The 9,811-nt window shown below is 70.4% G+C and carries 11 protein-coding genes; 1 reads left to right on the forward strand and 10 read right to left on the reverse strand.

Annotated features, from left to right (window positions below):
• Positions 1-69: 69 nt before the first annotated feature.
• The 10 genes from ACLF5H_RS35680 to ACLF5H_RS35725 form a co-directional block, all read right to left on the reverse strand.
• Complete coding sequence (locus tag ACLF5H_RS35680; RefSeq protein ID WP_421680146.1) at positions 70-1,290, reverse strand: beta-ketoacyl-[acyl-carrier-protein] synthase family protein; 1,221 nt, start codon at positions 1,288-1,290, stop codon at positions 70-72.
• Positions 1,290-1,520, reverse strand: coding sequence for a phosphopantetheine-binding protein (locus ACLF5H_RS35685; RefSeq protein WP_010983730.1), 231 nt, complete (start codon positions 1,518-1,520; stop codon positions 1,290-1,292). The genes ACLF5H_RS35680 and ACLF5H_RS35685 overlap by 1 nt, the downstream gene beginning before the upstream one ends.
• A 35-nt stretch (positions 1,521-1,555) precedes the next feature.
• Positions 1,556-2,563, reverse strand: coding sequence for a beta-ketoacyl-ACP synthase III (locus ACLF5H_RS35690; protein ID WP_416485636.1), 1,008 nt, complete (start codon positions 2,561-2,563; stop codon positions 1,556-1,558).
• Positions 2,560-3,540: a VlmB-like protein gene (locus ACLF5H_RS35695; protein ID WP_421680147.1), complete on the reverse strand. Its 981-nt coding sequence runs from the start codon at positions 3,538-3,540 to the stop codon at positions 2,560-2,562. The genes ACLF5H_RS35690 and ACLF5H_RS35695 overlap by 4 nt, the downstream gene beginning before the upstream one ends.
• Entirely contained in the window at positions 3,537-4,085 is a 549-nt protein-coding gene (locus ACLF5H_RS35700) for a flavin reductase family protein (protein WP_421680148.1), read from the reverse strand. The genes ACLF5H_RS35695 and ACLF5H_RS35700 overlap by 4 nt, the downstream gene beginning before the upstream one ends.
• The gene (locus tag ACLF5H_RS35705; RefSeq protein WP_421680149.1) at positions 4,082-4,615 is read right to left on the reverse strand and encodes a hypothetical protein; all 534 of its coding nucleotides are present in this window, start codon (positions 4,613-4,615) and stop codon (positions 4,082-4,084) included. Before ACLF5H_RS35705 ends, ACLF5H_RS35700 begins: the two co-directional genes overlap by 4 nt.
• A 21-nt stretch (positions 4,616-4,636) precedes the next feature.
• A complete protein-coding gene (locus ACLF5H_RS35710; protein WP_421680150.1) occupies positions 4,637-5,119 on the reverse strand; it encodes a type II toxin-antitoxin system RatA family toxin in 483 nt (160 codons plus the stop codon).
• A 2-nt stretch (positions 5,120-5,121) separates the two neighbouring features.
• Positions 5,122-6,417, reverse strand: a complete 1,296-nt coding sequence (locus ACLF5H_RS35715) for an aspartate aminotransferase family protein (RefSeq protein WP_421680151.1) — start codon at positions 6,415-6,417, stop codon at positions 5,122-5,124.
• Between the two features lie 134 nt (positions 6,418-6,551).
• Entirely contained in the window at positions 6,552-7,694 is a 1,143-nt protein-coding gene (locus ACLF5H_RS35720; RefSeq protein WP_421680152.1) for an acyl-CoA dehydrogenase family protein, read from the reverse strand.
• A 27-nt stretch (positions 7,695-7,721) separates the two neighbouring features.
• Complete coding sequence (locus tag ACLF5H_RS35725) at positions 7,722-9,353, reverse strand: aldehyde dehydrogenase family protein (RefSeq protein ID WP_421680153.1); 1,632 nt, start codon at positions 9,351-9,353, stop codon at positions 7,722-7,724.
• A 143-nt stretch (positions 9,354-9,496) separates the two neighbouring features.
• Here ACLF5H_RS35725 and ACLF5H_RS35730 point away from each other — a divergent pair, with 143 nt between their 5' ends.
• On the forward strand, positions 9,497-9,805 hold the full coding sequence (locus ACLF5H_RS35730; RefSeq protein WP_233360063.1) for an acyl carrier protein: 309 nt from the start codon (positions 9,497-9,499) through the stop codon (positions 9,803-9,805).
• The last annotated feature ends 6 nt before the right edge of the window (positions 9,806-9,811 follow it).

Below are 9,811 nucleotides of genomic sequence, written 5' to 3' on the forward strand. Positions count from 1 at the left end.
TGACATCAAGGCCAACAGCCGCCCGCGGAACGTGCTCAGCGGACGGCTGTTGTGACTCGGGGCGGACGCTCAGGCGGGCGCGATCGCCAGAGCGGTGTTCTGCCCGCCGAACCCGAGGGAATTGCTCAGCGCCAGATCGATCGGCATCTCGGTCAGGGTCTGCGCCAGCTTGATCTCCATCCGGGCGTCCGGCATCACCAAGTTGGCCGTGGGCGGAATGATCTCGTGCTCCACGCTGAGCACGGTGAACGCGGCCTCGACCGCCCCCGCCGCGCCCAGCAGATGCCCGGTGACACCCTTCGTGGACGTCACCACCGGATCGCCGCGCAGCGTCCGCTGGATCATCCGTGCCTCGGACAGGTCGTTCAGCGGCGTCGACGTACCGTGCGCGTTGACGTGCTGGACGTCGTCGGGGTCGGCCCCCGCGTCGGCGAGCGCCGCGCGGACCGCCGCTTCGATGCCGGCGCCGTCGGGATGCGGCGACGTCATGTGGTGGGCGTCGGCCGTGGCGCCGTACCCGATGATCCGCCCGTGGATGTGCGCGCCACGGGCCCGCGCGTCGGCGACGCGCTCCATCACCAGGATCCCGGCCCCCTCGCCGGCCACGAACCCGTCGCGGTCGGCGTCGAAGGGACGGGACGCGGACGCCGGGTCGTCGTGCCGCTTGGACAGCGCGCCCATCTGGGCGAACCCGGCCATGACCAGCGGGGTGATCATGGCCTCGCTGCCGCCGGCCAGCACGATGTCGCAGCGGCCGAGCGCCAGCAGGTCCCGGGCGGTGCCGATGGCCGTCGCGCCGGACGCGCACGCGGTGGCCACCACCAGGTTGGGACCGGTCGCCCCGAACTCGATGGCCGTCTGACCGGCCAGCATGTTCGGCAGCTGCATCGGCAGCAGCAGCGGCGACACCCGGTCCGCGCCCTGCTCGCGCAGCACATGGTGCTGCTCCTCGACCGTGCCCGGGCCACCGTCGGCGCAGCCGAGGACCACGCCCACCCGGGCGCCGTCCCAGGTCTGCGGGTCCAGGCCCGCGTCGGCCACCGCCTCGTGCGCGGCGACCAGCGCGAACTGCACGAACCGGTCGAGCCGGTGGGCCCGGCGTGCGCTCAGCAGACTCTCGGGATCGAAGCCGGGCACCCGGCAGGAGAGTTGTACGGGATTGTCGGCCAGCACCGGATCGAGGGCCGCGGCCGGCCTGCCGTCGCAGACCGCCGCCCAGCTCGGTCCGACCCCGATCCCGCCGGGGGTGATCAGACCGAGCCCGGTGACGGCGATGTCCATCGCGGCCATCAGACCTTCGCGCTCCGCTCCTCCATCAGCCGGACCATGTCGGCCACGGTCTCGGCTTCCAGGAGGTCGTCGTCGCTGACGTCCAGGTCCAGCTCGGACTTCAGCAGCAGCGACAGCTCCACGACGGCCAGCGAGTCCAGCTCGATGTCCTCCCGGGTGGCCTCGGGGGTGATGGCCTCGGGCGACACCTTGAGCTTGTTGGACAGGATTTCCTTGAGCTGCTCCAGCATGACGATTCCTTTCGAAGGTCTTCTCTGACGATCGGTCAGATGGTCTGGAGTTCGGGCCAGACGACCGTGGCCGCGCCCCAGGAGAGCCCGCCGCCGAACGCGGTGAGCAGCACCCGGTTCCCCGCGGTCAGCCGGCCGTCCGCGGTGGCCTCCGCGAGCAGCAGCGGGATCGAGGCGGCACCGGTGTTGCCGACCCGGGCGATATTGCTGAGCCGCCGCTCCCCGGGGATGTCGAGCCGGTCCGAGACGGCTTCCAGGATCCGGGCGTTGGCCTGGTGCGCCGCGAACCGGTCGACGTCGTCCAGACGCCAGCCGGCCCGCTCGACGGCCTCGGTGGACGCGCTGGTCATCCGCTCCACCGCGTGCCGGTAGGTCTCCCGGCCGAGCATCCGGAAGTAGTGGTCCTCCGGGGCGGCCGGGCGGCCCGCGGAACGCTGCTTGGAGCCGCCCGCCGGGACCTCGATCAGATGGCTCAGTTCCCCGTCGCTGCCGAGCACCAGTGGCCCGAGCGCGCCGGGTTCGTCCGGCGAGCCGGCCCGCAGCACCACCGCGCCCGCGCCGTCCGCGAAGATCACGGCGGTGGTGCGGTCCTCCGGGTTGATGATCGTGGTGAAGGCGTCGGCGGCGATCAGGAGCACGCTGTCGGCGACCCCGGAGGCGATCAGCCCGGCGGCGGACGCGAGGCCGTACAGGAAGCCGGAGCAGACGGCCGCCACGTCGAAGGCGGGCACCTGGCCGAGCCCGAGCCGCGCGGCCACCTGGGGGGCGGTCGCGGGGCAGGGCTGGTCCGGGGTGGTGGTGGCGAGCACCACCGCGCCGACCTGCTCGTCGCCCGCCGACTTCAGGGCCCTCAGGCCCGCCTCCACCGCGAGGTCGCCGGTGGAGGTGCCGGGAGTGATGTAGAACCGCTCGGCGATGCCGGTACGGGTGCGGATCCACTCGTCGGAGGTGTCGAGGCGCTGCGAGAGGTCCTCGTTGGTGACGATGTTGGGCGGGACGTACGAGCCGATCCCGGTGACGACCGCCGCCCGCCCGGTACTCATGCGCCGGCCTCCGAGGCGAGGACCTCGACGGGCAGGCCCATGTACTTCATACGGACCTCGGCCATCTCGTCGGTCCACTGCTCGGCCATGTCGTAGCGCTGGTCGGGGCTGGTGTCCAGGAGGCGGACGCCCGGCCAGACCTCGTAGTCGCCGATCAGGTCGGCATGCCGGAACATGCCGTCCTGGAACAGCTCCTCGCGGTGGATGACGAACTCCCGGTCCGGCAGCTCGTCCCACAGCTTGACGCCCGAGCGCAGGATCTCCAGGAGCCGGGGGGTGTACTCGGGGTGCTCGATGAGGTGGTCGCGCAGGATGGTGCTGGCCACGGTGAGGTGGCGGATCTCGTCGATGGCGGTGCCGCGGGAGATCTCGCCGGTCGCCGGGGACAGCGGGGTCCACTTGCGCTCGCTCAGCTCGGCCGCGGGGGCGAGGACGCCCTCGATGATGATGGCGAACACACCGACGCCGCCGGGGAAGTCGGCCCTGTCGCGGACGATGTCCAGGGTGAAGTCCACCACCGGGTTCAGGACCCGCTTGCGGTAGTCCTCGGTCATCTCCTCGATCTCCCGCAGCAGGGTGCTCTGCGGGACGCCGAGGTCCACCAGGTGCTGGCGGAAGACGCGGGCGTGCCGGGCCTCGTCGATCAGCTGGGTGGCGTAGAACTCCATGTCGGGGATGGAGGGCGCGATGGTCACGTAGTGGCCGAGCAGCCGGGTGGCCAGCTCCTCCGAGAGGGCCCGGAAGCCGAACTCCAGGATCAGCGCCTCGCGCAGCGGGCCGGGGGCCTTCAGGAAGTCGGGGGTCAGGGCGTTCGCGTGGTGGCCGGTGGCACCCCGGTCGCGCAGGGTGCCCTGGGCGACGGAGGTGAACCAGTAGGCGAGGTCGCAGTCCTCGGGGCCGAGGGTGAGTTCCTTCGCGCCGTCCAGCAGACCGGGAGCCTTCTCCCAGTCGGCCTCGGGGGCAACGGGTGCGGTCATGATGCGGCGGTCTCCTTCGCCGGACGCAGGGAACCGGCGAACAGCCCGCCGGTGTAGCTCAGCAGCGGCAGGCCCTCGTCCGTGGTGGCCCGGACGACATGGCCGAGCAGCAGCTCGCTGTCGCCCGCGGCGTGCGCGGAGTGGAACCGGCAGACATAGTGGGCGAGGGCGCCCGCGATCAGCGGGGCCTGGGCGTAGCGGTCGGCGGTCCAGGCGAGGCCGGCGAAGGACGCGCTGCCGTCGGGCCGCGAGCTGTCCGCGAACCGCCGTGCCACATCGGCCTGTTCGCCGCCGAGCACATTGATCGCGAACCGGCCCTCGGCGGCGGCGAGCCGGGCGAAGGACGAGCCCGCCCGCAGCACCACGCCGACCAGCAGGGGCGAGCGCGAGACCAGGGTGACGGTGCTCGCGGTGGTGCCGTGCATCCGTTCCTCGGGGCCCGTGGTGAGCACGGACACCGCGGAGGCCAGGTGGTACAGGGCCCGCCGGCGCTCGGCCGGGTCCTGGCGCACCGCCCGGCGCACCGGGGTCGCGGCGGTGGTCATCGTACGGCCTCCGTCTCGCGGACGACGGGACGCGCGGGGACGTGCCCGACCGGCACCGGGTCCATCGCGTGCCCGACCGGCTTGGGGTGCGGCAGCCCCAGATCGTCCAGGAGGCGGAGGTATCCCTCCTGGCGCACCGGCTCGAAGGGCAGCGCGAAGGACTTCATGAAGTTGCCGAACAGGCCCCGGTCGCCGAAGAGATGGAACGGCAGCACCAGCAGCGCCCACTCCGGCTTGACCAGCAGGCACCACAGCGCGGCGACCGCGCCCTGGGTGATGAGGCTGTGCATGACGTTGTAGAGGACGTAGTACGCCTTGTGGATCGGCTGCCCGCCGCTCTTGCGGAAGGCGATGGCGCCGGGGATGTAGCCGATCACGTCGATGTACAGGAACAGTCCGAGCGCCGGCAGCCAGCGGATGTCACCGAAGTGGTAGATGATCATCCCGGTGGTGACGGCGAGGCCCACCAGGTACTCGGCGCGGTGCAGCGAGTAGGTGCGTGGGGTCTCGAAGGGGTTCGCCTGGTCCATGGTCAGCTCCTTCGGCCCGTGTTACGCGCCGACCGTGGCGGGCGTGTTCAGCTCGATGCCGCCCTGGATGCGCACGGCCGGGTACAGACCGGTCAGGGCCCAGGCGACCGTCTCCTTGATGACCCGCTCGGCGATCGGGTCGAGGATGCCCTCGAGGCTCGGGATGCCGAAGTCGAAGTCGGCGTCGAAGCGGACGACGACGTCATCGCCCTTCTGCTTGACCGACCAGACACCGGTGAAGGAGTCGAAGTCGCCGTCGGACTGCTCGAAGCGGATCTCGCCCGCCTCCGGCAGCACCGTGTCGTCCTCGGTCCAGCGCAGCAGACCGCTGCGGAAGTGCAGCTCCCAGCTGGAGGAGGGCTTGGGCTCGGGGTACGCGGAGTGCACGGTGGTCGCGTTGACGTGCGGCGCGAGGTCCGGGTACTTCTCAAAGCGCCGTACGGCGTGCAGGACCTCCTCTGCCTGCGCCGCGGGAATCAGGGTTTCGAGTTCGACGTGCCGCACGATCAGTTACCGCCTTCCGGCATAGTGGCCGCGCCCTTGATGAGGTCTCGGGTGGCCAGATCGAAGGAGTTGACGAGGTAGTCGAGGTCGGTGTCGTTCAGCACCGCGGGCGGGGTGAACCGGATCACCGAGCTGCCGTTCATGGAGTGGTTGGCGACGACGCCGTGGTTGAACAGCTCGATCAGCAGCTCACCGGCGAGGCCCGCCTCGACCAGCTCCACGCCGATGAGCAGACCCTGGCCGCGGACGTCCACGACCAGCTCGGGGATGTTGCGGTGGGCGACCTCCGCGATCCGCGGCAGCAGCCGGGCACCGAGGTCCATGGAGCGGGTGACCAGGCGCTCTTCCTTGACGGCGCGGACCGCGCCCATCACCGCGGCCATCAGCACCGGCTGCCCGGAGAAGGTGGCGGTGTGGACGTAGGGGTCCTTGTCGAAGGGGCGGAACGCCTTGCGGGTGGCGATGGCCGCGGACACCGGCATCACACCGCCGCCGAGCGCCTTGCCGGCCAGCAGCACGTCCGGTACGACGCCTTCGAGGTCGGCGCCCCACCACTCGCCGAGCCGCCCGAACCCGGACTGCACCTCGTCGAGGATGAGGAAGCCCTCGTACTCGCGGACCAGCTCTTCGACCCGCTTGAGGTAGCCCTTGGGCGGGATGATCACGCCGCCCTCGCCCTGGACCGGCTCCAGGATCACGCAGACCTCGCCCGGGTGGGCCTTCAGCTCGGCCTCCAGGGCGTCCGCGTCACCGAACGGCAGGTGCTGGAAGTCGGGGATCAGCGGCCGGAACGGCGCCTGGTAGACCTCCTTCGCGGTCGCCGACAGGGCGCCCAGCGTCTTGCCGTGGTAGCCGCCGCGCATCGAGACGGTCCGCTTGAAGCCGCCCGCGCGGGCCAGCTTCAGGCCGGTCTCCACCGCCTCGGCGCCGGACAGCGCGAAGTGCACCCGGTCCAGGCCGGTGGGCAGCACCGACACCAGCGCCTCGGCGGCGCGGGCCACCGTCGGCTCCAGCAGGATGCGGGTCGCGGTGGGGTGGGTGCGCAGCTGGCGCTCCACCTCCTCCATGACGATCGGGTGCCGGGCGCCCATGATGAACACGCCGTAGCCGCCCGCGTTCAGGAAGCGCTCACCGTCACTGGTGGTGAGCCAGGCGCCCTCGGACGCCACCTCCATATGACTGCCGAACAGCTCGGCGAGCGTGGCCCGGCCCTTGCTCAGGTGGGCCCGGTAGAGGTTGAGGATCTCGGCCTCGTCGTCGACGACGGGCGCGTGGGGGGAATCGTGCAAGACGGTCACGTGTCACTCACTCCATGAGAGGGGACTTTTCAACGCCGTTGATGGGAGCGCCCCTTCAGGGGCGCGGGGCTGTGTTCGATGTGCGGCTCCGCCGCGTGGGCGCGCTCAGCCACAACGGACCCGCAGCCGACCGACTACGCGAGAACCAACGGCCCTCCGTCGAAGTACTCCAGCAACGGCTCCGAGGCAGCTATGCGGGACGGCGGATGGAAGGCCAACGCCCTTGTAGCGGCAGCGCTTTGCGCGGAGGCGGAGTTCGTGATGAAGTCCATCCCGCCGAGCAGCTCCAGCGCCCGCGCCACGATCCCCGGCAACGCGTTCTGCACCGCGTACCGGGCCACCAGCACCCGCGCCACCGACTCCTCGTCGCCCGGCTCGCGCCCGGTGCCCCGGGCCACGCCTTCGAGGAGGGCCAGCGCGGCCTCCATGTCGACGGCGAGCGCGGCCCGCTCGTCCGCGCTGCCCCGCTTACGGGTCAGCACCTGCTCGACCAGCGCCGCCGCGGCACCCGCGTAGCCCGCGGAGATCAGCATCTCGAACCAGACGAACCCGGCGGACTGGAGGTCGTCCAGGCGGGTGGGATCGTCCGCCCCGGCCCGCACCACCATCTCGCTGGGCACGAACACGTCCTCCAGCCGCACCTCGTCGCTCTCCGCGCCGGCCAGCAGGTCGTTGCCCCAGAACCGGTGCACGGTCAGGCCGGGCGCGTCGGAGGGGACCAGCGCGAGCGCCAGCTCGGGCTCGCCGCCGTCCTCGCCGTGGATCGCGGTGGACGCCGTGAGCAGGCTCATCGAACGCGACAGGCTGCACGGCTTCTTGGAGCCGGAGAGCAGGAACCCGCCCTCCACCGGGCGCGCGGTCACGGCCGGCTTGAGGATGTTCGCGGCGGTACGGCCCTCCGACCAGCCGGAGCCCAGCACCTGCTGGTCGGGCACGATCTGGTGCAGCAGCTGGGTCTGTGCGGGGGTGAGCCGGCCCGACTTGACGGCGAGCGAGTACAGCATCGCGGCGGTGAAGTGGTGCATGGAGACGGCCGCGACCAGCGAGGGCGAGACCGCGCCGAGGGCCAGCTGCACCCGCAGCGCCTCCAGCGGGGCCGCGCCGTGGCCGCCGTACGACTCGGGGATCAGCAGGCCCACACCGCCGTGGATGCGGAACAGGTCGATCACCGGACTGCCGGGTTTCTCCCGCTGTTCGTAAGGGAGTTGCTCGAGTTCCTTGAGCAGTCCGGGGTGGAACCGCTCGCACACGGTCCGGGCGACATCGAGGGAACGCACGGGAAAACCTCCGAGGACGGGGTGGGTTCAGGCGCCGAAGACCGCGTCGTACGGGCTGACGTCGCGGGCGATGCTGACCCCCTGGACGTGGGAGGTCTTGAGCATCGGGTAGTTGGCCTCACCGAACGCGCCGCCGGTGCGGCCGGTGCCGCCATGGCTCGGCAGGTACGGCAGGAAGCCGATGTGCGAGTCGTTGACCTTCAGCAGACCGCCGTTGACGGTGCGGCGCACGAACGTCTCGACCACGTGGTCGGAGCGCGACCACAGCGAGTTGCGCAGCCCGTAGTCATTGCTGTTGACGAACTGAAGGAACGATTCGAGCAGGGCGTCGTCATGATCGCGCTCGGCGACCACGATCGGGACCAGCGGGAAGAAGGTCTCCTCGCGGACCACGTCGTACGTCCGTGCCCGGTCCAGCCCGTCCACCCGCACCACCGTCGGCTGGAGGAACACGCCCGTCTCCGAGACCGTGCCGTCCACCTCGGTGCGGTTGCCACCGGTGACCAGCTCGGCGCCGTTGTCCAGCGCCTGGCGCAGCAGCCGGAAGAAGCGCTCACTGCGCCGCACCGGCGACAGCAGCACGTCCTCCTCCTCGGGCAGGCCCGGCTTGATGCCCTTGACCTGCTCCTTGACCTCGGCGATCAGCGCCTCGGCGACATCCGGGTGGGCCAGCACGTAGTTGGGGACCATGCAGATCTGCCCGGAGCCGTAGAACGCCTCGGTGATCGCCTCGGCCGCCCACTTCACGTCGGCGTCCTTCCACACCACGATGCCGTCGTTGCCGGCGAGTTCGAGGATCGGCTTCTTGCCGTGGGCGACGCACTGCTGCTCGAAGCGCAGGCCCTCCTGGCTGCCGCCGATGTAGAAGATGTCGTTGATCAGCGGGTCCGCGATCCAGCGGTCCATGGTCTGCTTCGGGTTGGAGCAGACCGCGTTGAGCACGCCGGGCGGGGCGTCGAACTCCTCCAGCAGCGGGGCGACGATGTCGCGCAGCAGCCACATGGTGGAGAGCGCGATGCTGCGGGGGGCCCGCACGACCACCGCGTTGCCGGCCATCAGCGCCAGCACGCACAGCGCGGCACTCGGCAGCGGGGCGTTCTGCGGCGGGTTGAAGGCGACCACTCCGTCGGGCTGGCGGTGGAGGATCAGCCGGCGGCCGTTGTACTCCTTCTCGACCCGCATCTGCTTGTCGTACCAGCGCAGCGATCCGGGCGCGTAGATCTGGAGCAGGCAGCTCAGCTCCCAGCGAGCGAGCTTGACGGGGTGGGACTCGGCGACCAGCATCCTCAGGAACTCGTCCTCGTGCTTGATCAGTTCCTCGCGGAAGCGGGTGCCGAGCTTCATCCGCCGCTCCAGCGGTACGGCCTGCCACTCGGGGGCGGCCGCAGCGGCGGCCTGGGTGGCGAGGTCGATGGAGGCGTCGTCCGCGATCGCACAACGCCCCACGACATAGGGGTGCTTGGCCGCCTCGGACTCCGGGTCCTGTTCGAGGGAGCGCTTCAGACTCACGCTGGTGAACACGTCTTCCAGCAGCGAACGCCCGCTGACGGTGTACACCCAGCCGTCGCCGGCGACGTCCTTGCCCGCGATGTAGAGGTCGTAACTCTTCAATCCGGAAGGTGCCTCAGCACTCTCCTCCTGCGCGGCTTCGCGAAGCATCTTCAGCCTTTCGGATATGGCGTGTGGATTTCTTGAAGCAATGCGAGCGTGACAGCGGAATCTGATCCGGCGCTGACACCCGACTGATCCAGCCAACCCGCCCCACCCCGGCCGTCAGTGGGGCGTCAGCCGCCGCTGCTTGCATGAGGCGCATGTCACCCGTCGACAGCACCATCCAGCGGCTACGTGATCTGCCGCGCAGTGAACTGACCGAGGAAATCGAGACAATCGTCCTCAAGAAATTCAAGGTCGTTCTTCTCATGGACGATTCCGAGGACCTCCCCGTCGACGTCTCCTACTTCGACCTCGGGCTCACCTCGCTGCGCCTGACCGAGATACGCCAGAGCCTGGAACAGCTCCTGGATCTGTCGATCAACGTCAACGTGCTCTTCAACGAGCCGACCATCACCCACCTCGTCGACCACCTGACCCAGGCCGTCCAGGAAGTTTGAGGAGTC

Origin of the sequence: Streptomyces sp. LaBMicrA B280, assembly GCF_049222185.1 — a bacterium.
In the GTDB taxonomy this organism is placed as follows: Bacteria; Actinomycetota; Actinomycetes; order Streptomycetales; family Streptomycetaceae; genus Streptomyces; species Streptomyces murinus.

What these genes read in the sequence shown, in the direction of transcription:
- ACLF5H_RS35680 (WP_421680146.1), bottom strand. Translation starts at nt 1,290, where the DNA reads ATGGCCGCGATGGACATCGCCGTCACCGGGCTCGGTCTGATCACCCCC.
- ACLF5H_RS35685 (WP_010983730.1), bottom strand. Translation starts at nt 1,520, where the DNA reads ATGCTGGAGCAGCTCAAGGAAATCCTGTCCAACAAGCTCAAGGTGTCG.
- ACLF5H_RS35690 (WP_416485636.1), bottom strand. Translation starts at nt 2,563, where the DNA reads ATGAGTACCGGGCGGGCGGCGGTCGTCACCGGGATCGGCTCGTACGTC.
- ACLF5H_RS35695 (WP_421680147.1), bottom strand. Translation starts at nt 3,540, where the DNA reads ATGACCGCACCCGTTGCCCCCGAGGCCGACTGGGAGAAGGCTCCCGGT.
- ACLF5H_RS35700 (WP_421680148.1), bottom strand. Translation starts at nt 4,085, where the DNA reads ATGACCACCGCCGCGACCCCGGTGCGCCGGGCGGTGCGCCAGGACCCG.
- ACLF5H_RS35705 (WP_421680149.1), bottom strand. Translation starts at nt 4,615, where the DNA reads ATGGACCAGGCGAACCCCTTCGAGACCCCACGCACCTACTCGCTGCAC.
- ACLF5H_RS35725 (WP_421680153.1), bottom strand. Translation starts at nt 9,353, where the DNA reads ATGCTTCGCGAAGCCGCGCAGGAGGAGAGTGCTGAGGCACCTTCCGGA.
- ACLF5H_RS35730 (WP_233360063.1), top strand. Translation starts at nt 9,497, where the DNA reads ATGAGGCGCATGTCACCCGTCGACAGCACCATCCAGCGGCTACGTGAT.